Consider the following 22,618-nt stretch of genomic DNA (forward strand, 5'->3'; position numbering starts at 1 on the left):
GGGCCTGATGGCGATTGTGGCCGGCGCCGTCGTCCGCCTGGCCTTCCGGCGCGGGCGATGAGCTAGACCGTCCCCTGCACCAGCAGCCAGGCTTCCAGCTCAGCCAGCAGCTCGTCCTTGCGTTCAGCGGAGGCGAAGGATCCGGTGATGGAGTTCCCGGCGAGCTGCGCCAGCTGGGCGGGGTTCAGGTCAAAGGTCTCGCGGAGCACCGCGAAGTTGTCGTCGACGTAGCCGCCGAAGTAGGCCGGGTCGTCAGAGTTCACCGAGACGTTCAGTCCCTGTTCCAGCAGCAGCGGCAGCGGGTGGCTTTCCAATGAATCCACGGCCTGCAGCCGGACGTTGGACAACGGGCAGATGGTCAGCGGCACCTGCTCCCGTTCCAGGCGAGCCACCAGTTCCGGGTCCTCCATGCAGCGGATCCCGTGATCGATCCGATCCACCAGCAGCAGATCCAGTGCCTGTTCAATGTAGTGCGACGGGCCTTCCTCCCCCGCATGCGCCACCAGCTTCAGGCCGGCCGCACGGGCCTGCTCATACAGCGGCACGAACTTCTCCGGCGGGTTTCCGAGTTCGGCGGAATCCAGGCCGATCCCGATGATCGGAGCGTTCATGGCCAGCAGATCGGCGAACACCTTGGAGGCTTCCTCCGGTGAACGGTCGCGCAGGAAGGCCGCGATCAGCGCAGAGGAGATGCCAAATTCCTCCAGGGACGTCTCCAGGACCGAGGCGACGCCGTTAATGCAGGTCTCCAGCGAGACGCCGCGGATCAGGTGCGCCTGCGGATCCACCATCATCTCCACGTGCCGGACGCCGGCTGCCGCGGCACGGGTCAGGTACGCGCGGGTCATGTCCGCAAAGTCGGCCTCGGTGCGCAGCACCTCCATGTTGGCGTAATACAGGTTGAGGAAGGACTGCAGGTCCGTGAACTCGTAGCGTGCGCGGAGCTCATCCAGGTCCGCGTAGGGCAGTTCGATGCCGTTGCGGGCAGCCAGTGCAAAGATCAGCTCCGGCTCCAGGGTTCCTTCGATGTGGAGGTGGAGTTCGGCGCAGGGCAGCTTGCTCAAGGGTGGGTCCTCTCAAATAATCCGGCGGCGGCCGCGTAAAGCAGCCTCCTTGCAGCCTAGGATGCCCGCCGCGGCAAAACCATTCTCCCCGGGACGGGTGTCGCGCACTGACCTGGACCAGTTGTCCGAGGGGGCTTCTGATCCGCGGCTCGGCAGCCCAAACTTTGTCCCATGAACAGCGAACAACCGTCCGTAGGGACGCAGTGGTGGGCAAACCTGGAACCGGCAACAAGAGCGTGGCTGATCAACAATAACGGCGATGCCGTGCCCGAGGCCATTGCCCGGGAGGTCGCGGCTGCCGGCGGTCCTGCAGCCACGCTGACGGACGCCGACGGCGGTACGCCCGCCCTCTATTTTCCGGACGAGGTCACTGACTGGATCGAAGCTGCTGCCAACGATGAAGAGGCAGGGACCACCAGCTAGGCAGCGATTTGGCGGCAGACGGCCGTCAGTAACGCCTGCTATTGGCGGGAGCCAGGTTCGCGCTAGCCGGTCCGGTGCGGAACCATTGTGCAGATCGCTGCCGCCTAACCGCGATTCGCTGCTTCGCCCATGGACAACTTCTCCCGGGATTCAGTGCCCCTCGTTGAGCAGTGAGTCGAAGGCCGTCTCCGCGGCCTCGGCAATAAGGCGATCGTCATACTCTGCATCGGGTTCGCTGCGGTTCGAGAGGACGGCGATCACGATCGGTGCACCGCCGCCGGGCGGGAAGGCAACAGCAATGTCGTTCCGTGTGCCGTACGCGCCCGCACCGGATTTGTCGCCAATTTCCCAGCCGTCGGGTGCTCCCGCTCGAATCAATGTATCGCCGGTCGTGCTGCCCTTGAGCATGTTTATCAGCAAGTCTTCATCATTCGCTTCCAGCTCACCGCCAACCGCATATTTCAACAGCGAGGTGGCCAGCGCCTGGGGTGTGCTGGTGTCGCGGTCATCGCCCGGAGCAATTTGGTTGAGGTCGGGCTCGATCCGCTTGACGTTCGTCATATCATCACCCAGCCCGCGCAGGTCATCCTCAAGCCCGGCCGGCCCGCCGAGATATTCAAACAGAAGGTTGCCCGCGGTGTTATCACTGAAGCGCACCGCGGCGTCGGCCACCTCACCGAGGGTTACGGTGCCGCCGACGTGCTCCTCCATCACCGGCGAGTACGTAACGATGTCTTCCGCGGCGACGGGAATAGGATCGTCCAGCCCGCCGTCGGTCGCCGAGTCGAGCGCAGCGGCAGCCGAAAGCGCCTTGATCGCCGATGCGTATCCGAAGCGCTCATCGGCACGGTGCTCGACCGTTTTCCCGGATCCGGTGTCGACTGCGTAAACGCCGAGAGTCGCTTCGTAACGTTCCTCGAGTGAGGCGAATGCCTCTTCAGCAAAACTGCTGGCCGCCGGAGCTGACACGTCCGGACCCGGCTGCGGGTCCTCGGCGGCCCCGGTGCATGCGGTGAGTGCCAGTAACAAGGCGGACAGCCCGAGTGCGGCAGCGGGACGGCAAGGGTGGTAAGTCATGGTTGCTCCTAGGGATCGGGAAAGACCCACCTTCCCTCAGCAGGCTGCCGAGCCGGCAAGCCGAATTCGGGATGGACCATACCGGTTCGGCATGACTCACGGTGTTTGGCCCCGGGTAGCCTGAGTCGGGTGGATATTGTTCAAGCGTGGCGGGTGGTTGTGGCCGTAGAGGATTACGGCAGTATCACCGCCGCTGCCGATGTCCTCGGGCTGGCGCAGCCGATCGCAAGCCGCCGTGTGTCCATGCTGGAGGAGTCCTTGGGCATCCGCGTTATGGAGCGCGGCGGCCGCGGCTCACAGCTCACCGTGATCGGGCGAATGCTGCTTCCCGAAGCCCAGCGGCTCGTCGATGCTGCTTCCGCGATCGAATCCACTGCCCGGCAGGCGCTCCCCCGGCCCTTTAGGATCGGCATCCCGCGTTCGTGGAGTGATCCCGTCTGCGCGCGGATGCTGGTCGATTATGGATCCGTCCTTCCGACGGCCGAGCTGCGGAGGGACAGTCCCCCCGCACGCCGGAAGGCCCTGGGCGAGGGGTGGCTCGACGCGGCCATTCTGCCGGCACCACCGGACGAGGCCACCTGGACGGTGCCGCTGGGTGTGGCACGGGCCGACGGCCACGCCGCGCCCCTGCACTTTGACCAGCTCCGTTCCCGACGCGGCAGGCGACTGAAAGTCTGGGTCAGCGAAGAGGACGACGTCGCACACGTCCGGGGAAGACTTGAGCAGAGAATGCAGGCAAACGGGCTGGCCGCGGACCAACTGGCCGTCATCAAGGACCGGCCGCTCACGTTGGCTGAAATCATCCGCTTCGGCGACTATCTTCTGTGCACGCCGGGTGAGGCGCAGGAATCAGGCCTGTTTTGGCGGCCGTGGGCCGCCATCGAAGTGGTGCGGGGAGCCCGCACCCATCATGCCCCGGAACCGACCCACGAAACGCTTGCAGGCCTTATCGACGGGGGTATGGCAACGGCGTTCCTGGCACACGAGGATGGTGGGCGCCTGTGATGCCGCACCCTTCCTCCGGCGGCGTGGTGGACGGCGTACGTGAAGAGCTCGCAGCTGCCGGGCTTCAGGCTTCGCTGCTCGTACGGGACCTCACATCGGGCGACGAGATCTCCCTGGACGCAGACCGCCAGTTCCCCGTAGCCTCGCTCGTTAAACTGCCGCTCGCGGCGTTGGTGCTCGAGCAGATCGATGACGGTGCCCTTGACCCGGCAATGACCGTTGGGATTCCGCCCCAAGCAGCATCCAGTCCTGGCCCCACCGGGACCACCCGGTTTCGCCATGAGGCGCGCATTGCGGTCGAAGATCTCGTTACCCTCGCCGTATCTCTCAGCGACAGCGCGGCTGCCGATGCACTTTTCACCCTCGTCGATCCCTCGCAGGTGAACGCCTGGCTCGCCCGGGCCGGGTTGCCGGACATCCGGGTCAGACACAGGCTCTCCGACCTCCACACCACAATCATGGAAGCCCTGGGCCCAAGCCATGAGCGGCTGGCGCACACGCTGGCGCACCGTGGCGGTGAAACCGAAGGCACTCATCCCATCCCCCAGCTCGACCATTCCCGGGCCAACGTCGGAACGGCCCGGGCCTTCGCCAACCTCCTCACCGAGGTGTGGCGGCCGTCGTGGATGCCGGGTGCGGCCGCCGCCCGGGTTCGGGAGACGCTCCATGCGAATGTCCACCGTCAAAGGCTCTCCCCGGATCTAGCCTCCGATGCCTCCCGCTGGGCGTCGAAGACTGGAACTCTGCTCAACCTCCGGCACGAGGTTGGTGTCCTCGAGAACGACGACGGACACGATTACGTGATCTGCGTGCTGAGCGAATCACGCGTTCCGGCCGCAAACCAGCCAGTAGCCGATGCCACCCTCGGGTCCGCGGCCAGGCAACTCCGCGATGCCCTCCGGTAGTTCCGCAGCCGTTGGCGGGGTTCTCCTGTTCAATCACTCATGAGGGTGAAGATGCGCGCGTTCGCCGCCGTGGTCGAAAATCGTCAGGATCTCGACTGGACCCTCATGGGCGCCGACACGGTGCGGAACCATCGTGGAAAACTCGGCTGCCTGCCCTTCCTGAACCAGGATGGTGCGCTCCCCCAGCACCAGGCTCACGGTTCCGGACAGCACGGTGAACCACTCCCGGCCGGGATGCACGCTCAGACCAATGTCCTCCATCGAGCGTTCAGGGGTGATCCGCATCTTGGCCACAGTGGTGCCGTTGGCAGCGTGCTCGCGCGACAGGAGCCAGCTCGTCACCCCGCGCTGGTGTTCGGGCTCCGGACGGATCACGACGTCGTCGTCAGCACTGGACTCCACCAGCTGATCCAGCGTGGTTCCGAGGGCCTTGGCCAGCGGAACCAACTGGTCCAGGGCGATCCTGCGGTGACCCGTTTCAATGCGGCTCAGTGTGGACGGACTCAGGAAACAGCGTGCGGCCAGTGCGTCCAGGGACCAGCCCTTGGCCAGGCGCAGCCCCTTGAGGCGTTGGCGGATTACCGAGTCCAAGGAAAGGTCCCCCGGAAGATCTTGCGTCATAGGCAAGAGTGTATTCGACGGGAGCAATCCCTGCTTAGGCTTAACCCATGACTTCGCAGCATTCCCATGGACCGCACAATGGACATCACAACACCCACCAGCACGGCCACCCTGCTGGTCAGGAACGTAACCACCAGCAGAGCCGGCACAACGAACACCAGCAGTCGGACGAGCCGGGCCTGGCCGAAGCACTGGACCTGGACGCCTTGCTGCTGCATGAGCACCTGCAGGAAATCTTCGACTGGACCGCCAGCCACCAGAAGAACCCGGGAACCATCATGGACCTTGGCGCCGGAACGGGCACCGGCACCCTCGGCCTGGCGCGGACCTTTCCTGACGCGCGCATGGTGGCCGTCGACCAGTCCGAGTTCATGCTTGAACGGCTGGCCTCGACGGTTGAAAAGCACGGACTGTCCAACCGGATCTCCACCCAGCAGGTCGACCTGGATACCGATTGGCCCCGACTCACCGGCGTCGACCTGATCTGGGCGGCCTCCTCGATGCACCACATGAGCGAGCCGGACCGCGTGTTCAGCCAGATCCGCGAAACCCTTGCCCCGGAAGGCCTTCTGGTGGTCGTTGAAATGGACTCCTTGCCGCGCCATCTGCCGGACGACCTGGGATTTGGCGCCCCGGGGCTCGAACAGCGCTGCCACGAGGCAGGAGCCACCGCCGGCTGGAACGCGCACCCGAACTGGACTACGGCCATCCGGGACGCCGGCATGACTGTCACCGACCAGCGCACCTTCACGTACGCCACGGACCAGGACCACGACCTGATTCTGCGCAGCGCCCAGACGTTCCTGTCCAGGATGCGTTCGGCACTGGAGGACACGCTTTCGCCCGAAGACCTGGCAAACCTTGACCAGCTGCTGGACCCGGAGGGCCCACAATCCCTGACCCGGCGCACCGACCTGACGATGCGCGGCAGCCGGACAGTGTGGGCAGCCCGTCCGGGACGCTAGGCCTTCCCGATGCAGCGTGAGTCGGCCGCCTCGCGCTGCATCGATCAGCCGGCCCGATGACGTGGCGCCCGGTGCCCTTGCACGGCCAGCCTGCGGCGGCGGCGGACTGCAAGGCAGGTTGCGCCTGTCAGCAGGATCGGAACAGCTAAGAAGATGAGGGTGCTGGGCGCGGACGCGCGGCCCGCACACGTCCTGCTACGCGTCCACTTTCAGGCCTTCGCAGCCACGCTGTCCCGCAGCGCCGGGATCACCGTCTCGCCGTAGACCCGCAGGGTTTCTTCCTTGTTGTCGTGCTGGAGATAGCCGGCGAACTGCGTGACGCCCAGGGCCTTGAGCTTGCCGAGCTTCTCCATGTGTTCGCCGGCGGTGCCCAGGATGCAGAACCGGTCCACGATTTCATCCGGCACAAAGTCCGTATGCGTGTTCCCCGCCCGGCCATGCTCGTTGTAGTCGTAGCCCTGGCGTCCGGCGATGTAGTCGGTCAGGGCCCGCGGCACGGAGGAATCCGAGCCGTACTTGGTAACGATGTCCGCAACGTGGTTGCCCACCATCCCGCCGAACCAGCGGCACTGGTTCCGCATATGCTCCCGGTCCGTGCCGATATACATCGGCGCTGCCACACAGAACGAAAGGCTGTCCGGATCCCGGCCGGCGTCAGCTGCCGCCTGCCGGACGGTGCGGATCATCCACTCGGCGATATCGACGTCGGCCAGCTGCAGGATGAACCCGTCCCCCACCTCCCCGGCCAGCTTCAGCGCCAGCGGCCCGTAGGCAGCCACCCAGACTTCCAGCTCGGAGCCCTGGCTCCAGGGGAACTGCAGGGTGGCCCCGTTGTACTCAACCGGCCGGGAGTTGGCGAGTTCGCGGATGACGTGGATGGCCTGCCGCAGGGTCTTCAGCGTCGTCGGAGCCCCGTTGGTCACCCGCACCGCGGAATCCCCGCGGCCGATCCCGCACACGGTCCGGTTTCCGTACATCTGGTTCAGCGTCGCGTAGGTCGACGCCGTCACTGTCCAGTCCCGGGTGGCCGGGTTGGTAACCATGGGCCCCACCTTGATGGTCCGGGTTTCGGCCAGGATCTGGCTGTAGATCACGTAGGGCTCCTGCCAGAGCAGGTGCGAATCGAAGGTCCAAACGTAGTCGAACCCGTGTTCTTCGGCCTTCTTGGCCAGTGCCACCGTCCGCTGGGCGGGAGGATTGCACTGCAGTACCGCACCAAATTCCATGTTGCTCCCCCTAGATCAGGTACTGGCTGGTTGCGCGGCGTACGTACTGTCCGTGCCCCTTACTGCCCAGATACTCGTTGTTATTGATGACCACCTTGCCGCGGGACATCACCGTGTCCACATGGCCTTCGATCTCGTACCCCTCCCACGCCGAGTAGTCCATGTTCATGTGGTGGGTCTTTTCCAGCCCGATCGAGGTGTGCCCGTTCGGGTCGTAAATTACGACGTCGGCGTCGGCGCCCGGGGCGATCACGCCTTTGGTGCCGTACATGCCAAACATCCGTGCCGGCGTCGTGCTGGTGATCTCCACCCAACGTTCGAGGCTGATTTTTCCGTCCACCACCCCCTGGTACATCAGGTCCATCCGGTGCTCCACCGATCCGATGCCGTTGGGGATCTTGGAGAAATCCCCCACCCCCATGTCCTTCTGGCCCTTCATGCAGAACGGGCAGTGGTCGGTGGCGACCATCTGGATGTCGTTGGTGCGCAGCGACTGCCACATGTGGTCCTGGTGGTGTTCGTGCTTGGACCGCAGCGGCGTGGAACAGACCCATTTGGCGCCCTCGAAGCCCTCGGCGCCCAGCTGGTCCTCCAGGGACAGGTAGAGGTACTGCGGGCAGGTTTCGCCGAAGACGTTCTGCCCGGCGTCCCGGGCAGCGGCCAGCTGCTCCACGGCCTGCTTGGCCGAAACGTGGACAACGTAGAGCGGCGCGCCGGTGAGGTTGGCGAGCATAACGGCCCGGTGCGTGGCTTCCTCCTCCATCTGCCAGGCGCGGGCAACGCCGTGGTAGTACGGATCGGTTTTGCCCTGGGCCAGCAGTTCGGCGACCATCGCGTCAATGGCCGGGCCGTTCTCGGCGTGCATCATGGTCATCAGCCCGGTCTCGGCGCCGACCCGCATGGCCTTGTAGATCTGCGCGTCGTCGCTGTAGAAAACTCCGGGATAGGCCATAAAGAGCTTGTAGCTGGAGACGCCTTCGTCCACCAGGGACGCCATCGCCTTGAGCGAGTCGTCGTTGACTTCGCCGATGATCTGGTGGAACCCGTAGTCGATGGCGCACTCGCCGGCGGCTTTCTCATGCCAGGCGGCGAGCCCGTCCATCACGCGTTCGCCGTAGCGCTGGATCGCGAAGTCCACGATGGTGGTGGTGCCGCCCCAGGCTGCCGCCCGGGTGCCGGTTTCGAAAGTGTCGGAGGCTTCGGTGCCCCCGAAGGGCATCTGCATGTGGGTGTGGGCATCGATGCCGCCGGGAATCACGTACTTGCCGGTGGCGTCCAGGACGGTGTCCACCGTTCCGGCGAGGTCGTGGCCCAGCGCGGTGGTGCCCGGCGCGAGGACCGCCGCGATTTTCTCTCCATCCACCAGGACATCCGCGGCGCTGCGGCCGGTGGCGGTGACGACGGTGCCGCCGGAGATGAGCGTTGTTGCCATAAAACGTTCCTTGCCTTCCTGTGTGCTTCTGTTCCGGGTCCCTGCCTCGCCCGAGCGGCCTACGGCGCCGTGATCGGGTCGTAAGCGTCGGGGCGGCGGTCCCGGTAGAACTGCCAGTTGTTCCGGGCAGTGCGGACAAGGTCCATGTCCAGGTCCCGGATCATCAGTTCCTCGGCGTCGCGGGCCCCGCGCTCGCCCACATAGTTTCCCTGCGGGTCGGCAATGTAGGAGGTTCCGTAGAAGTCCACGGCCTCTTCACCGAATTCGTTGGTTTCTTCTCCGACCCGGTTGGGCACCACGACGAAATAGCCGTTGGCGGCCGCCGCGGTGGGCTGTTCAAGGTCCCAGAGCCGGTTTGACAGCCCCGGCTTGGAGGCATTGGGGTTAAAGACCAGCTGGGCACCGTTCAGCCCGAGGACACGCCATCCTTCGGGGAAATGCCGGTCATAGCAAATGGTGACTCCGACTTTGCCGACGGCGGTGTCGAAAACGGGCCAGCCCAGGTTTCCGGGGCGGAAATAGAACTTCTCCCAGAATTTCTCCACGTGCGGAATGTGGTTCTTGCGGTATTTGCCGAGATAGGTGCCGTCGGCGTCGATTACTGCCGCGGTGTTGTAGTAGATCCCGGGCTGCTCTTCCTCATACACCGGAAGGATGATCACCATGTTGTGCTCGGCAGCGAGTTTGGCGAAGCGTTCCGTCAGCGGGCCGGGAACCGACTGGGCGTATTCGTAGTACTTGCTGTCCTGGACGATCCCGAAGTACGGACCATGGAACAGTTCCTGGAAACAAATGACCTGCGCACCTTCCGCGGCTGCCCGCCGAACAAAGTCCTCGTGCTTGGCGACCATGGATTCCTCGTCACCGGTCCACGTTGTCTGGGTCAGGGCGGTACGGACGATTGTCAAAGCAGCCTCCACATTCCGGCGGCACTGCTGCCGCCTGTTCCGCAAAAGGCCGGCCAGGGCCTTTTCCTATTCTTTGCGCTATAGATTTCGTGCCGGGGGTGGGAGATAAAGCTGCGGGGCAACTTCTCTCTCCGTGCCCGCCATCCTTGGCTATGCGGCCTCAGTCTGCAAGAGTGTAGAAATTGCCGCCGGTACGCTTTCATTCCGGCGGCGGGCAACCGATCTCCGGCCGGTCTGGCCGGGATCCGCTGGCCTTGATTTGGGCCGTGGCCATGAGTTCCCGGACCCTCCCACGCGCACCGCTGCGGGGGCACCGGCATGTTCCATCCAGATCGCTCCCAGCGAGGTCCCATGACACGTGCCCGTCCCGCTCCTGCCCGAACCGCTCATGCTGCCCGCACCGCCTCTGCCGGCCGTGCACCTGCCCGCCGTGTGCCTGCCCGGCCCGCTCTGGCCCCTCCTACCGTCTGGCCGGCCCACCGCCGCGCCGCCCTGCTCGGGACTGTCCTCGCGTGTACAGCTGCCCTGCTGCTTGCCGGCTGTTCCGCACCGCAGCCCGAGGAACCAGCAGCGGCTGCCACCGATCCGTCCGCCGCATATCCCGTCGAAGTGGACAACTGCGGAAGCCCCGTGAGCCTCAGCGGCCCGCCGCAACGGGTAGTAACCATCAAGTCCACCTCCACCGAAATGCTGCTGGCCCTCGGGCTCGGCGACCGGATTGTTGGCACGGCCTTCTCCGACGGCCCGGTGCCCGCAGCCTGGGCACCTTCCGCAGGGGAGCCGGGAATCGTGCCACCGGTCCTGGCCGACAAGGTGCCCTCGCGGGAAGCCGTCCTGGCCCTGGCCCCTGACCTGGTCTTTGCCGGTTGGGAGTCGAATTTCTCCGCCGACGGCGCCGGGGAGCGGGCCCAGCTGGCTGGCCTGGGCATCGCCACCTACGTCTCCCCGGCCGCCTGCCAGCAGGACGGCTACCGCCCCGATCCGCTGACTTTCGACGACATTTTCGCTTCGATTACGGAAGTGGGCAGGCTCTTTGACGCACCGGAGGCGGCAGCAGAACTGGTGAACACGCAACGCTCCGAACTCGCCGGTGTGAATCCCTCGCAGGCCGGGCTGAGCGCCCTCTGGTACAGCTCTGGATCCGACACCCCCTATGTCGGCGCCGGCAGCGGAGCTCCGCAGCTGATGCTCGAAGCCGCCGGGCTGGAAAACATCGCCGCCGATATCGATCAGGGCTGGAGTCCATACTCCTGGGAGGCGGTTGCCGCCGCCGATCCGGACGTGATTGTGCTGGTGGACTCGGCCTGGGGCAGCGTCGAAAAGAAGAAGGCGGTACTGGAATCCCATCCGGTCCTTTCCCAGCTCGATGCTGTCCGGAATGGGCGGTACCTGGTGGTGCCTTTCGCCGCATCGGAGGCCGGCGTGCGGAACGTTGAAACCGTCCGGTCCCTCACGGAGCAGGTGGCCGCTTTTGACTGACATCCGGGTGCCGCAGGCTTCGGCCCGCCCGGCGGGGCAGACGGCCGGTGCCCACGCGGCTGCCGGCGGAGTCCCGGAAACCACCCCCGCGAATCCCCGCTCCCGGACCTGGTCGATTGCAGCCGTGCTGGCTGCCGCTTTGGCGGCGGCCATGTTCTGGGCCCTCACCGTGGGTCCATCCGGCCTAGGCCTTCGGGAGGCGTGGCTGGCCCTGTTCGCACCGGGAAACAGCGCCCTAACCCCTGTGCAGGAAGCGATCATCCGGGAACTGCGGCTGCCCCGCCTGCTGACGGCTGCCGCCGTCGGTGCCGGGCTCGCACTGTGCGGCGCGGTGATCCAGGCGCTGACCCGCAATCCTTTGGCTGATCCCTACCTTCTCGGGCTGAGCTCCGGGGCCTCGCTGGGTGCCGTCTCCGTACTACTCCTGGGTGCCGCCGTTGTGCTTCCCGCTGCCGCCTTCGCCGGCGCCATGCTCGCCATGGTTCTTACCCTCTCCCTGGCCGGTGCGCTGGGGACGATCACTCCCACCCGGACCGTGCTGGCGGGGCTGGCGGTGTCATCGCTCGCCGCGGCAGGGGCATCTTTTATCGTGTTCTGGACGGCGCAGGGAGATTCCTACCGTGAGGTCCTGGGCTGGTTGATGGGGTCTTTGGCGGGAGCTACCTGGGGCAGTGCCGCCATCGCCGTTCCGGTCCTGGCTGTGGTGGGAATTCCGCTGATGTTCTGTGGCCGGCTGCTGGATGCCTTCGCCTTTGGTGACACGGCGGCCTCCGCCCTGGGGGTCCCGGTGCCCGCCGTCCGGTGGATCCTGCTCGGCGCCACGGCGCTGCTCACCGGCGCGATGGTCTCCGTGAGCGGATCGATAGGGTTTGTGGGCCTGGTCCTTCCCCATGCAGTCCGGCTGCTGGGCGGGACCGGGCACCGGTCACTGCTGCCGCTCTCCGCGCTGGCCGGCGCACTGTTCCTGGTCCTCGCCGATACAGTGGCGCGGACGGTCTTCGATCCGCGGGAAATCCCGGTGGGCATCGTGACTGCGCTGATCGGAGCTCCCGTCTTCATTGCCTTGCTGCTCCGCCGTCGGAGTTCCTCATGAGCCGGAGCGCACTTCGGGTCCAGGGCGCGGTCCCCAGCGCAGGCCAGCAGCAGCTGGCCACGGAACGCGTGTCTGTGCTGCGCGGCGGAAGGATGCTGGTTGACGGCGTCGACTGCAGCCTCCGGCCCGGAACAGTCACCGGAATCCTGGGGCCCAACGGGGCGGGGAAGTCCACCCTCCTGCATCTGCTCGCCGGGGTGCTCGGCGCGGATGCCGGGACGGTGCTGCTGCAAGGCCGCCCCTTGAACCGGATCAACACGCGGGAGCGGGCCCGGAGCATCGCACTGGTCGAGCAGTCGCTGCCCGACGACGTCGCGCAGCCGGTTCGGGCGGTGGTGGCCTTGGGCCGGACGCCGCACCGCAGCCTGTTCGCCGCGGACGGACCCCTGGACCAAGCGGCCGTGGAGCGGGCCCTGGTGTCGGCCGGTGCGCAGCATCTGGCGGAGCGGATGTACCCGACCCTGTCCGGCGGAGAACGGCAGCGGGTGCAGCTGGCCCGCGCACTGGCCCAGGATCCCTCGGTGCTGCTGCTGGATGAACCCACCAACCATTTGGATGCCGCCGCCCAGCTGGAAACCCTGGACCTGCTGCAGGACCTCGCTGCGGACGGGCTCGGCGTGGCGGCCGCGCTGCATGACATCAACCATGCGGCAGCCGCCTGCTCGCACCTTCTCGTCCTGCACCGCGGCAGGGTGGCCGCAGCGGGGCCGACCGGGAGCGTCCTCACTCCGGAGCTTCTCCGGGAGGTCTACGGCGTCAACGCCGTGCTGCTGGCACACCCGGCCACGGGACGGCCCCTGGTGGCGCTCAGCCGTTAGGCGGCGTCCCTGCCAACGGCCGGCGGTATCCCGGGAAAGCCAGTGCTCGGCCGCCCGACGAATTAGCCGCCCAGAGAACGCGCACGGCGGCGGGCCTCGGCGGCTGCCGCAGCGTAACCGGCTGCGTACCCGTCCTCGTACCCGGCCCCGTGGCCGTCGTCGTAACCGGCGTTGTAGCCGGACCGGGTGCCGCTGCGCCGCCCGTCCTCGTAGGCCTCGGTGGATCCCTGCCGGAACAGGTCCTCCGCGGCCGGGCGCAGCAGGGCCCGGGCGCCTGGGTCGCGGTCCATTCCGCCGACGGTCACCAGCGTGTCCAGGCCGCGGACCAGCGCCACCGGCACTCCGGACGTCTTGCCTTTCACCAGGTCCGCGGCAGCCGCGATTTCATCGGCTACCGCGGTGACGGTGGCGGACATCGCCCGTCCAGACCGGTCCGGCCGCCCGCGCAGGTCCAGCAGGACGCTCAGTCCTGCGGCGCCAATCGCGGCGTCGGTCTGCCCCTCGCGCCAGGGCCGGCCGAGGGTATCGGTGATAACCACGCCGACGTCGACTCCGAAGTCGCGCTTCAGGCCGCGGCACAGTTCGCGTGCCGACGCGTCCGGATCCAATGGCAGCAGCAGGACCGTCCCGTCGGCGGTGTTGCTGGCATCAACCCCTGCGGCTGCGGCGACGATCCCGAGCCGGTTCTCCACAATGCGCGTGGTCCCGCCCTCATGCGTGCGGCTGGCGCCCAGCCGCACCGTTTCCTGGGCGACGGCGTCGTCGCGGCGGTCTGCGGGCAGGGAGCGGCCCTCGGCCTTGGACACAATCTTGGAGGTCACCGCCAGGATGTCCCCGCTGCGCAGGTCCCGGCCGCAGACAGCCCCAATCAGTTCCACCAGGTCGTCCCCGGCCTGCACTTCCCCGATCCCGTGCACCGGGGTGATGGCCAGCTGCTGGGCAGCCGGCGTGTCCGGGAGGGGGGCTGAGGCGGGCGCGGAAAAAGTTCCGGAGAGCGCGGGGTTCATCGGCTCAGCTCCGGCAGCACGCTGGAAGAGAATGTATCGATCCACTCCCGCTGGTTTCGGCCCACGTTGTGCAGATAGATCCGGTCAAAGCCCAGGTCAACGAATTTCTGGATGTAGGCGCGGTGCACGTCCGGATCCTCGGAGATCAGCAGCCGTCCCTCGAAGTCTTCCGGCCGCACCAGGCGCGCCATCTGTTCCAGCTCGAATGGGGAACGGATGTCCGCCTTGGGGAACTTCATCCCGCCGTTGGGCCATTCGGTCATGGCGTTGGCGAGGGCTTCCTCGTAGGTCGGCGCCCAGCTCAGGTGCAGCTGCAGGACCTTTGGCATAGTGTCCGGATCCTTCCCCGCTTCGCGGGCCCCGGCGTCGAACCGTGCGAACAATCCCTCGATCTTCTCCAGCGGCGCTCCCACCGTGATGAGGCCGTCGGCGTGCTTTCCGGCACGCTTCGCTGTCACGGGGCCCGCCGTGGCGACCAGGATCTCCGGAGCGGTCTCCGGCATGGTCCACAGCCGGGTGGATTCCATCTTGTAGAAGGTGCCGCTGTGCCGGACGTCCTTGCCTGCCAGGGACGCGGCGAAGAGCTTGGAGATAATCTCGATGGCCTCGAACATGCGGTTGATCCGCTCCGGTGCTTCCGGCCAGTACTGGGCTGTGACGTGCTCGTTCAGCGCCTCGCCGGACCCCAGACCCAGCCAGTGCCGCCCCGGGTACATGGCAGCGAGCGTGGCCGAGGCCTGCGCCACCATTGCCGGGTGCCAGCGGAAGGTGGGCGCGGTGACTCCGGGACCGATATCACCCTTGGTGCGCTCCCCCAGCGCCGCCAGGACATTCCAGACGAAGGCGGACTGTCCCTGCGCCGGAACCCACGGCTGGAAGTGGTCAGCGGCCATCACTCCGGAGAAACCGTGCTCCTCCGCGTAGGCGGAAAGAGCAACGGCCTCCGTCGGATGGAATTGTTCCAACATGGCCGCATAACCGATCCGGAGTGGGGTTTTCATGCAGCCACTATAGGCCAGCCGCCGGGCACAACCCGGAACCGGCGTGTTTCAGCCCCGCAACAAATCAGCCCCGCAGTAGATCAGGCCGGCAGCAGATCAGCCCCGCAGTAGATCAGGCCGGCAGCAGATCAGCCGAGCAAAAGCCAGACCGCAGTAAATCAGCCAGACAAGATTCAGCCCACAGTAAATCAGCCGAGCAAGAATCAGCCCCGAGCGGTGACCTGCGGCAGAAGGTCCTCGGCCGGCGGCGTCCACACGGCTGGATCGGCGGCCATCTGGTCGCCGGAACGGATGTCCTTGACCTCGTGGCTGCCGTCGTCGGCGGTGAACCAGACAAACGGGATCCCGCGGCGGTCCGCGTACTTGATCTGCTTGCCGAATTTCTCCGCTTTCGCGGCAACCTCGACGGCGATGCCGCGGCCGCGCAGGGACGCGGCGACATCCTGTGCCGCGGACCAGGAATCGTCGTCGGCCAGGGTCACCAGCACGGCCGTGGGAACGGAACGTGAGGCTTCGGCGAACTCCTGGCTGAGGATGCGCATCACCAGTCGGGTAACACCGATGGAGAGGCCAACACCGGGGAAGGTGCGGCTGCCCTTGGAGGCCAGGGCGTCGTACCGGCCGCCGGAACAAATGGAGCCCAGCTGCTCGTGACCCACCAGGACCGTCTCGTAGACCGTGCCCGTGTAGTAGTCCAGGCCGCGCGCAATCGACAGGTCTGCGACGACCTTGCCCGGCGCCCGCTTGGCGGCTTCGGCGATGACCTGCTCCAGCTCATCAAGGCCGGTCTCCAGCAGCTCGTTCGTGACCCCCAGCGCCCGGACCTGCGCCGCGAAGGACACATCATCGGTGCGGATGGATGCCAGCTTCAGGGCAAGGTCAGCCTGTTCGGGGGTGGCACCAAGTTCTTCCTGCAGCAGTTCGGCAACCCGGGCCGGCCCAACCTTCTCCAGCTTGTCGATGCTGCGGAGCACACCAGCGGTGTCTTCCAGGCCGATCCCCCGGTAGAAGCCCTCGGCCAGCTTGCGGTTGTTGACCCGGATGCGGAAATCCGGGATCGGCAGGGCGCCGAGTGCCTCGGCGATGACCAGTGCCAGCTCGACGTCGTACCGGAACGGGAGGTCGCCGTCGCCCACCACATCAATATCGGCCTGCGTGAATTCGCGGGCGCGGCCTTCCTGCGGACGTTCTCCGCGCCAAACCTTCTGGATTTGGTAGCGGCGGAACGGGAAGGCCAGGTGGCCCGCGTTCTCCACCACGTAGCGGGCGAACGGCACGGTCAGGTCAAAGTGCAGCGCCAGCTGGTTCGGGTCCTGTTTGCCGCTGCCCTCACCTTCCTCGGCCTGCAGGCGGCTGAGCGCATAGACTTCCTTGTCGATCTCGCCCTTGCGCAGCAGCTGCCCGACCGTTTCCACGGCCCGGGTCTCGATGTTGGCGAACCCGTGCAGCTCGAAGGTCCGGCGCAGCACGTCCAGTACGTGGAGTTCGACGAGGCGCTCCTGCGGTAGCCATTCGGGGAAACCGGACAGTGAGGCCTTGCGTGCCATGCGGGAGAACTCCTTAGGGTGGATCGGCTCCGGCAGTGCGGACACATCGGAGCGCCCGGGACCGGATACTGGGAAACCACAGCTGCTGCATGCATAAACTGTGTGCGGCACTCATTTTAGCCTCTTCCGCTCCAATGGGTGCCGCAGAGCACCCCGGCGCCGCCCCGGCGCCCAACCCCCTGTTCCAGACCAAGGTTCCCCGAAGGAGGCAGCGGTGAAGGTCAGCAACCGCACCGACCGTGAAGCGCGCCGCCGCGCGGCCCGTATGGAAGCCCGGCAGGCCCTGGCCCGGAACCAGGGCAGGCGGCGGCTTAAGGACAATGTCTACGCCGGGATTGCGGGGGCCCTCGTGCTGGCACTGGCAGTTGCCCTGCAGGTCTTCTGGTTCTCTTCCAGCCCCACCGCCGAGGATCTGGCGCTGCTGGAGAGCCAGGCAAAGGCTGGATCTTCGGAAACGGGCAGTGCATCCGCTATTCCTGACCCGTCGCTCGCCGAGGGGCGCATCTTTAGCGGTGCGCTGTCCCTGAATGGAGCCCCGGTGGGAATTGAGCTGGACGGAAACGTGGCCCCGCAGGCGGTCGCCGTGTTCAAGTCCCTTTCGGATGAGGGTTTCTTTGACGGTAAGAGCTGCCACCGGCTGACCACCGGGGAGAGCATGGGTGTCCTGCAATGCGGTTCGGCGGACGGTACCGGTGCCTCCGACCCGGACTACCAGTGGGGCCCGGTTGAGAACACGCCCGCCGACGGCGTTTACCCCGCCGGATCGATCGCCGTCGCCCGCGCGGGGACAACGGATTCACACGGTACGCAGTTCTTCATCGTCTACAAGGACTCGGTAATAACGCAGGAGACCGGCGGGTACACGATAATGGGTAAGGTAACGTCAGGGCAGGATGTTCTGGGATCCATTGCCGAAGCCGGGGTGGCAGGCGGCGTCCAGGACGGAAAACCCCTAACACCGGTGACGATAGACTCGTTTACCCTGCAGTAACCCTGAATAGAATGGCACAGCGGGCTTCGCAGGAGGCCATCCATCGAGTGAAAGACTTTTAGCGGTGACAGACAGTCAGAAATCCGACGAAACAGCCACCGGGACTACTCCGGACAACCAGGGCACCCCAGCGCCCAGCCCTGCCGCCTTCGCGGCCCGGCGTCCGGTACCTGCTCCCGCGGCGCCCCGTCCCGGAGCCGCTGCGCCCGCGCCGGCTGTAGCTCCTCCGGCAGCACACACCACACCGCTGGACGAAGCTGAAAAGTTCGCCCGCGTCGAGGAAGACGGCCATGTCTTCCTGATTGTCGACGGCGAAGAATTCCCCGTGGGCCAGTACCCTGATGCGACGCGTGAGGAAGCGCTGAGCTACTTCGTGCGTAAATACGACGACGCCGTCAGCCAGGTCATGCTGCTGGAGCAGCGGGTGGCAGCCAAGGCACCTGCCGGGGACATGCACAAGACCCTCAAGCACCTCGCCGAGCAGGTCGCTGAGCGCAAGATGGTCGGCGATGTGCTGGCCCTCGACGCGCGCATCGAAGCCCTCGGTGCCGGCATCAAGGAAGCTGAAGCCACAGAGCGCGCCGAGACCGAGGCTGTCCGGGCCCGTGAACTTGCCGCCCGCGAAGCGATTGTTGCCGAGGCCGAGGAAATTGCTGCCAAGGATCCTGCCACCATCCAGTGGAAGACCAGCAGCAACCGGATGAACGAGCTGTTCGAAGCGTGGAAGGCCGCGCAGAAGAACGGCCCGCGGCTGGGCCGCAGCAACGAAGACACCCTGTGGAAGCGTTTCCGCTCCGCCCGGACGGTTTTCGACCGGCACCGCCGCGCCTATTTCTCACAGCTGGACAATGAGAATGCTGAGGCCAAGCGCGCGAAGGAAGAACTCATCGCCCGCGCAGAGGCACTCTCCACGTCCACCGACTGGGGTAACACCGCCTCCGAGTACCGGAGCCTGATGGACGAGTGGAAGGCTTCCAAGCGGGCCAGCCGCAAGGATGACGACGCCCTGTGGGCCCGCTTCCGTGCTGCCCAGGACAAGTTCTTCGCTGCACGACAGGCAGCCAATGAGGTCATTGACGAAGAATTTGCCGCCAACCTGGTCGTGAAGGAAGGCCTGCTGCGCGAAGCGCAGGGCATCCTGCCCGTCACCGACCTGAACGCGGCACGCAAGGCCCTGCAGTCCATCCGCGACCGTTGGGAAGAAGCCGGGAAGGTTCCGCGCGCCGACATGGGCCGGATGGAAGCTGGAATCCGGAAGGTCGAGGAAGCCGTGAAGGCTGCCGAGGACGAGCACTGGCAGCGGAGCAACCCGGAAACCAAGGCCCGCACCAACAGCGCCCTCAGCCAGCTCGAAGCCGCGATCGCCTCCCTCGAGGAGGACCTCGCGGCCGCAGAGAAGGACGGCAACGCCAAGAAGATCGCTGATGCCCGTGAGGCATTGGAAGCCCGGAAGGAGTGGCTGGAAACGCTCCGCCGCTCGGCCCAGGACTTCTCCTAGTAGACCGGCGGCCGGGTGGCAGCACCCGTCCCCAGCAGTTTGAATGCGGCAGGTCCGGATTCCGCTTTTCCACAGGCGGGATCCGGGCCTGTTGCATTTCCGGCCGGCAGGACAGTCTGGAGCCATGTCATTGCCGCGCCCACACCCCGGTTCCATCCCGGAGATTACCTCCACCGGGGGTGCCATCTTCCATGCGGGCGACCTTTTCTCGGCAGCGGAACTGCAGGGGATGTGCCGGGACCTGTTGGTGACCCGGGTCTATGGCTCCACCTATGTGCGCTGGGATGTGCGTCCCGGGCCGCTCGCCCGCGCGTTGGCGGCCGCGCACCAGCTACCGCCCACGCTCCGGGGGCGGTATGTATTCGGCCGGCTCAGCGCCGCCTGGATTTACGGCTGCGCTCCCCCGCCGCGCCGGCTCACGCTGTTGGTGGATAACCGCCGCCGCACCTCGTCGCTGCCGCCGTTCAGCGGGGCCGTGCTGCATGAAGTGGCTCTCGGGCCGGCGGACCGGCTGGACCTTGGCGGAGTGATGGTGACGCAACCGCTGCGGACCGCCGTCGACGTCGCACTTCAGGCCCCGCTCGCCGAAGCTGCCGCTGTGCTGGGACTAATGTCCCGCGAACCGGGGTTGAACTGCTCCCTGCATTACGTCAGGACCCTGCTGCGGAACGGTAAACGGGTGCCAGGCACCAAGCAGGGACTCGAGGCGGTGGAGCTGGCGGAGGCAGCCGCACCTCGATGATCCCCGGAAGCCTTGAAGGTCCCTGCGGGCTCAGACCCGGCGCTGGTTGCCTGTGGTGCGATAGACGTCGTAAACGCCGTCGATGCGCCGGACAGCGCTGAGAATGTGGCTGAGGTACTTCGGATCGCCCATCTCGAAGACGAACTTGGACATCGCCACCCGGTCGCTGGACGTGTTCACGCTGGCCGAGAGGATGTTGACGTGGTTCTCGGAAAGCACCCGGGTGACGTCGGAGAGCAGGCTCTTGCGGTCCAGCGCCTCCACCTGGATCTCCACGAGGAACACCGAGGACTGGGTGGGAGCCCAGTCCACCGGAACGATCCGGTCCGGCTGGTCCCGAAGCTCCTGCACGTTGCGGCAGTCGGTGCGGTGCACCGAAACGCCTGAACCGCGCGTCACGAAGCCCACGATTGGATCCGGCGGCACCGGGGTGCAGCAGCGGGCGAGTTTCACCCACACATCCCCGACACCACGCACGGTCACGCCGGAGTCGGAGAACTTCGGACGCCGTGCGGTGGAGGACACCGGCGTCTCCGCGAGGTCTTCCTCCGCCCCCTGGTGACCGCCCATAAGGCTGACCAGGTGTTCGATGACGTTCTGTGCCGACGTATGTCCGTCGCCGACCGCCGCGTACAGGGCCGAAATGTCCTGGTGGTGCAGCTCCTGCGCCACTGCCACCAGGGCGTCGTGGCTCATCAGCCGCTGCAGGGGAAGGTTCTGCTTCCGCATTCCGCGGGTGAGCAGGTCCTTGCCCTTTTCGATTGCCTCTTCGCGGCGTTCCTTGGTGAACCACTGGCGGATCTTGTTCCGGGCGCGGGGGCTCTTGACGAAGCCCTGCCAGTCCTGGCTGGGCCCGGCGCCTTCGGCCTTGGAGGTGAAGATTTCCACCCAGTCGCCGTGCTGGAGTTCGCTGTTGAGCGGCACCAGCTTTCCGTTGACCCGGGCGCCGATGGTCCGGTGTCCCACTTCGGTATGCACCGCGTAGGCAAAGTCGACAGGGGTCGACCCGGCTGGCAGCGCCATGACCTCGCCCTTGGGGGTGAAGACGAACACTTCGCGGGCGTTGATCTCAAAGCGCAGGGAGTCCAGGAATTCATCCGGATCAGAGGTTTCCTGCTGCCAGTCCACCAGGGAGCGCAGCCAGCCCATGTCGCTGTTGTCCGGAACGGTGCCGCCGTTCTTGGCGGTGTCCTTGTACTTCCAGTGGGCGGCCACGCCGTACTCTGCCCGGCGGTGCATGTCATGGGTGCGGATCTGGATTTCCACCGGCTTGCCGCCGGGGCCGATCACCGTGGTGTGCAGTGACTGGTACATGTTGAACTTCGGCATCGCGATGTAGTCCTTGAACCGCCCGGGCAGGGGGTTCCAGCGCGCGTGCAGCGCACCGAGGGTGGCGTAACAGTCGCGGACGGAGTCCACCAGGACACGGACGCCCATCAGGTCATGGATGTCGTCGAAGTCCTTACCCCGCACGATCATCTTCTGGTAGATCGAGTAGTAGTGCTTGGGGCGGCCGGTGATCGTGGCCTTGATCTTGACGTTGTGCAGGTCATCCGCAATCTGGCTGCGCACGGTGCTGAGGTACTTCTCGCGCTCCGGGGTACGGTCACCGACCATCCGGACGATTTCGTCGTACACCTTCGGGTGCAGGGCTGCGAAGGAGAGATCCTCCAGTTCCCACTTGATGGTGTTCATACCAAGCCGGTGGGCCAGCGGAGCGAAGATTTCCAGCGTTTCCCGGGCCTTGCGGGCAGACGATTCAGGGGAGACGAAGCGCCAGGTCCTGGCGTTGTGCAGCCGGTCAGCGAGCTTGATAACCAGGACGCGGATGTCCTTGGCCATCGCCACGACCATTTTGCGGACGGTTTCGGACTGGGCCGCGTCACCGAAGGTCACCTTGTCCAGCTTGGTAACGCCGTCTACCAGCATGGCGACTTCCGGCCCGAACTCGCTGCGCAGTTCGTCCAGGGTGTACGCCGTGTCCTCGACGGTGTCGTGCAGCAGCGCGGCGGCCAGGGTGGTTCCGGTCATCCCCAGTTCGGCCAGGATGGTGGCCACTGCCACCGGGTGGGTAATGTACGGGTCCCCGCTCTTGCGCTTCTGGCCTTCGTGGCTGCGCTCGGCGACCAGGTAGGCGCGCTGGATAAGGTCCAGGTCCTCGCGCGGGTTGTTGGCGCGGACGGTGCGCAGCAGCGGTTCCAGCATCGGTGAGTAGGCCGTGCCGCCGCGTCCGGCCAGGCGTGCCAGCCTGGCCCGGGTTCCTTGGCGGCGTACCTGTACCGGTTTGGGAAGTGGCTTCGGGGCAGGATTGGATCCCGGTTCCACCGGTCCGGGTTTCACCTGGACTCCGGCAGATCCGTTGTTTCCCGGGCTTGTTTCCTGGGAGTTCCCGGTACCTGGGGCTGCGGACGTTCCCCGGTCTTTTCCTGCACTGTCGGCAGGCGTAGCGCTGTCGGCCAACTGCTGCCCTTTCTTTCCAGATATCTGCCCAGTCTATGCCCCCAAACTGCTGCCCTTACACCACCGGTTCCGTTCTTCCCGCAGGGGAAGGGACGGAACCGGTGGTGGTGGAGCCTGGAGAGTCTTACGTCGCCGCGGTAGGAGCCGCCGCGGAATCAGCGGCTGCACGGGTTTTCTGCTCACGGCGGTCGGTTACACGCTTGGCCTGCTTCACGATCTCAGGTTCCTTCCGGCGGAGCCAGGCGTACAGCGGTGCCGCGACGAACAGGGTACCGAGCGTGCCAAGGATGATGCCGATAAACAGCGCCAGCGAGAGGTCCTTCAGTGTGCCGGCACCGAGCAGGTAGGCACCGATG

Annotated in this window: 20 protein-coding genes and 1 pseudogene; 10 read left to right on the forward strand and 11 right to left on the reverse strand. The window is 66.1% G+C overall.

The genetic code is table 11. From position 1 onward, the window contains the following. Window positions 1-62 precede the first annotated feature (62 nt). The gene (locus tag RTN46_RS11005; protein ID WP_312181340.1) at window positions 63-1,064 is read right to left on the reverse strand and encodes an adenosine deaminase; all 1,002 of its coding nucleotides are present in this window, start codon (window positions 1,062-1,064) and stop codon (window positions 63-65) included. 171 nt (window positions 1,065-1,235) lie between these two features. Here RTN46_RS11005 and RTN46_RS11010 point away from each other — a divergent pair, with 171 nt between their 5' ends. Further along, window positions 1,236-1,487, forward strand: a complete 252-nt coding sequence (locus RTN46_RS11010) for a hypothetical protein (RefSeq protein ID WP_312181342.1) — start codon at window positions 1,236-1,238, stop codon at window positions 1,485-1,487. A 150-nt stretch (window positions 1,488-1,637) separates the two neighbouring features. On the opposite strand, the gene bla is transcribed toward RTN46_RS11010, so the two are convergent. Next, window positions 1,638-2,564: a class A beta-lactamase gene (gene bla / locus RTN46_RS11015; RefSeq protein WP_312181343.1), complete on the reverse strand. Its 927-nt coding sequence runs from the start codon at window positions 2,562-2,564 to the stop codon at window positions 1,638-1,640. Window positions 2,565-2,693: 129 nt separating this feature from the next. On the opposite strand from bla, the gene RTN46_RS11020 reads away from it, so the two are divergent. Then, complete coding sequence (locus RTN46_RS11020; protein ID WP_312181344.1) at window positions 2,694-3,569, forward strand: LysR family transcriptional regulator; 876 nt, start codon at window positions 2,694-2,696, stop codon at window positions 3,567-3,569. Further along, window positions 3,569-4,474 (forward strand): serine hydrolase, encoded by a 906-nt coding sequence (locus RTN46_RS11025; RefSeq protein ID WP_312181346.1) that lies wholly within the window; start codon window positions 3,569-3,571, stop codon window positions 4,472-4,474. The genes RTN46_RS11020 and RTN46_RS11025 overlap by 1 nt, the downstream gene beginning before the upstream one ends. Before the next feature lie 33 nt (window positions 4,475-4,507). Here RTN46_RS11025 and RTN46_RS11030 read toward each other — a convergent pair whose 3' ends face one another. Next, entirely contained in the window at window positions 4,508-5,095 is a 588-nt protein-coding gene (locus tag RTN46_RS11030) for an XRE family transcriptional regulator (RefSeq protein WP_312181348.1), read from the reverse strand. A gap of 47 nt (window positions 5,096-5,142) precedes the next feature. On the opposite strand from RTN46_RS11030, the gene RTN46_RS11035 reads away from it, so the two are divergent. Next, window positions 5,143-6,060 carry a class I SAM-dependent methyltransferase gene (locus RTN46_RS11035; RefSeq protein WP_312181350.1) on the forward strand — a complete coding sequence of 306 codons (918 nt, stop codon included), beginning with the start codon at window positions 5,143-5,145 and terminating at the stop codon, window positions 6,058-6,060. A 209-nt stretch (window positions 6,061-6,269) separates the two neighbouring features. Here the strand turns inward: RTN46_RS11035 and RTN46_RS11040 are convergent, their stop codons facing one another. The 3 genes from RTN46_RS11040 to RTN46_RS11050 are packed head-to-tail and all read right to left on the reverse strand — an operon-like array spanning window position 6,270 to window position 9,626. Continuing rightward, window positions 6,270-7,286 carry a TIGR03842 family LLM class F420-dependent oxidoreductase gene (locus RTN46_RS11040; protein ID WP_312181352.1) on the reverse strand — a complete coding sequence of 339 codons (1,017 nt, stop codon included), beginning with the start codon at window positions 7,284-7,286 and terminating at the stop codon, window positions 6,270-6,272. A gap of 10 nt (window positions 7,287-7,296) precedes the next feature. After that, window positions 7,297-8,718, reverse strand: coding sequence for a dihydropyrimidinase (gene hydA / locus RTN46_RS11045; protein WP_312181354.1), 1,422 nt, complete (start codon window positions 8,716-8,718; stop codon window positions 7,297-7,299). A gap of 59 nt (window positions 8,719-8,777) precedes the next feature. Continuing rightward, entirely contained in the window at window positions 8,778-9,626 is an 849-nt protein-coding gene (locus RTN46_RS11050; protein ID WP_312181356.1) for a nitrilase-related carbon-nitrogen hydrolase, read from the reverse strand. A gap of 351 nt (window positions 9,627-9,977) precedes the next feature. On the opposite strand from RTN46_RS11050, the gene RTN46_RS11055 reads away from it, so the two are divergent. The 3 genes from RTN46_RS11055 to RTN46_RS11065 are packed head-to-tail and all read left to right on the forward strand — an operon-like array spanning window position 9,978 to window position 13,016. Beyond that, window positions 9,978-11,105, forward strand: coding sequence for a putative F420-0 ABC transporter substrate-binding protein (locus tag RTN46_RS11055; protein WP_312181358.1), 1,128 nt, complete (start codon window positions 9,978-9,980; stop codon window positions 11,103-11,105). Then, on the forward strand, window positions 11,098-12,198 hold the full coding sequence (locus RTN46_RS11060; RefSeq protein WP_396157646.1) for a putative F420-0 ABC transporter permease subunit: 1,101 nt from the start codon (window positions 11,098-11,100) through the stop codon (window positions 12,196-12,198). The genes RTN46_RS11055 and RTN46_RS11060 overlap by 8 nt, the downstream gene beginning before the upstream one ends. Next, entirely contained in the window at window positions 12,195-13,016 is an 822-nt protein-coding gene (locus RTN46_RS11065) for an ATP-binding cassette domain-containing protein (RefSeq protein WP_312181360.1), read from the forward strand. Before RTN46_RS11060 ends, RTN46_RS11065 begins: the two co-directional genes overlap by 4 nt. Window positions 13,017-13,078: 62 nt before the next feature. On the opposite strand, the gene cofE is transcribed toward RTN46_RS11065, so the two are convergent. The 3 genes from cofE to hisS form a co-directional block, all read right to left on the reverse strand. Next, window positions 13,079-14,068 carry a coenzyme F420-0:L-glutamate ligase gene (gene cofE / locus RTN46_RS11070; RefSeq protein ID WP_312181362.1) on the reverse strand — a complete coding sequence of 330 codons (990 nt, stop codon included), beginning with the start codon at window positions 14,066-14,068 and terminating at the stop codon, window positions 13,079-13,081. Next, on the reverse strand, window positions 14,020-15,024 hold the full coding sequence (locus RTN46_RS11075) for a TIGR03557 family F420-dependent LLM class oxidoreductase (protein WP_312181364.1): 1,005 nt from the start codon (window positions 15,022-15,024) through the stop codon (window positions 14,020-14,022). Before RTN46_RS11075 ends, cofE begins: the two co-directional genes overlap by 49 nt. 203 nt (window positions 15,025-15,227) lie before the next feature. Further along, window positions 15,228-16,571 (reverse strand): histidine--tRNA ligase, encoded by a 1,344-nt coding sequence (gene hisS / locus RTN46_RS11080; RefSeq protein ID WP_312181365.1) that lies wholly within the window; start codon window positions 16,569-16,571, stop codon window positions 15,228-15,230. Between the two features lie 214 nt (window positions 16,572-16,785). Here hisS and RTN46_RS11085 point away from each other — a divergent pair, with 214 nt between their 5' ends. From RTN46_RS11085 to RTN46_RS11095, 3 genes are all read left to right on the forward strand, one after another. Next, window positions 16,786-17,562 (forward strand): peptidylprolyl isomerase, encoded by a 777-nt coding sequence (locus tag RTN46_RS11085; protein ID WP_312181367.1) that lies wholly within the window; start codon window positions 16,786-16,788, stop codon window positions 17,560-17,562. A gap of 64 nt (window positions 17,563-17,626) precedes the next feature. Beyond that, window positions 17,627-19,060: a DUF349 domain-containing protein gene (locus tag RTN46_RS11090; protein ID WP_312181369.1), complete on the forward strand. Its 1,434-nt coding sequence runs from the start codon at window positions 17,627-17,629 to the stop codon at window positions 19,058-19,060. A 124-nt stretch (window positions 19,061-19,184) separates the two neighbouring features. Beyond that, entirely contained in the window at window positions 19,185-19,802 is a 618-nt protein-coding gene (locus RTN46_RS11095) for a hypothetical protein (protein ID WP_312181370.1), read from the forward strand. Between the two features lie 30 nt (window positions 19,803-19,832). Here the strand turns inward: RTN46_RS11095 and RTN46_RS11100 are convergent, their stop codons facing one another. Together RTN46_RS11100 and RTN46_RS11105 are read right to left on the reverse strand one after the other, a co-directional pair. Further along, window positions 19,833-22,142 carry a RelA/SpoT family protein gene (locus tag RTN46_RS11100; RefSeq protein WP_396157650.1) on the reverse strand — a complete coding sequence of 770 codons (2,310 nt, stop codon included), beginning with the start codon at window positions 22,140-22,142 and terminating at the stop codon, window positions 19,833-19,835. A 244-nt stretch (window positions 22,143-22,386) separates the two neighbouring features. Then, window positions 22,387-22,618: pseudogene (locus RTN46_RS11105) on the reverse strand (protein translocase subunit SecF); the annotation flags it as partial.

The sequence above is a fragment of the Arthrobacter sp. genome (genome assembly GCF_031988865.1).
Taxonomy (GTDB): Bacteria; Actinomycetota; Actinomycetes; order Actinomycetales; family Micrococcaceae; genus Arthrobacter_B.

What these genes read in the sequence shown, in the direction of transcription:
- RTN46_RS11010 (WP_312181342.1), top strand. Translation starts at nt 1,236, where the DNA reads ATGAACAGCGAACAACCGTCCGTAGGGACGCAGTGGTGGGCAAACCTG.
- bla (WP_312181343.1), bottom strand. Translation starts at nt 2,564, where the DNA reads ATGACTTACCACCCTTGCCGTCCCGCTGCCGCACTCGGGCTGTCCGCC.
- RTN46_RS11025 (WP_312181346.1), top strand. Translation starts at nt 3,569, where the DNA reads ATGCCGCACCCTTCCTCCGGCGGCGTGGTGGACGGCGTACGTGAAGAG.
- RTN46_RS11030 (WP_312181348.1), bottom strand. Translation starts at nt 5,095, where the DNA reads ATGACGCAAGATCTTCCGGGGGACCTTTCCTTGGACTCGGTAATCCGC.
- RTN46_RS11035 (WP_312181350.1), top strand. Translation starts at nt 5,143, where the DNA reads ATGACTTCGCAGCATTCCCATGGACCGCACAATGGACATCACAACACC.
- RTN46_RS11040 (WP_312181352.1), bottom strand. Translation starts at nt 7,286, where the DNA reads ATGGAATTTGGTGCGGTACTGCAGTGCAATCCTCCCGCCCAGCGGACG.
- hydA (WP_312181354.1), bottom strand. Translation starts at nt 8,718, where the DNA reads ATGGCAACAACGCTCATCTCCGGCGGCACCGTCGTCACCGCCACCGGC.
- RTN46_RS11055 (WP_312181358.1), top strand. Translation starts at nt 9,978, where the DNA reads ATGACACGTGCCCGTCCCGCTCCTGCCCGAACCGCTCATGCTGCCCGC.
- RTN46_RS11065 (WP_312181360.1), top strand. Translation starts at nt 12,195, where the DNA reads ATGAGCCGGAGCGCACTTCGGGTCCAGGGCGCGGTCCCCAGCGCAGGC.
- RTN46_RS11075 (WP_312181364.1), bottom strand. Translation starts at nt 15,024, where the DNA reads ATGAAAACCCCACTCCGGATCGGTTATGCGGCCATGTTGGAACAATTC.
- hisS (WP_312181365.1), bottom strand. Translation starts at nt 16,571, where the DNA reads ATGGCACGCAAGGCCTCACTGTCCGGTTTCCCCGAATGGCTACCGCAG.
- RTN46_RS11095 (WP_312181370.1), top strand. Translation starts at nt 19,185, where the DNA reads ATGTCATTGCCGCGCCCACACCCCGGTTCCATCCCGGAGATTACCTCC.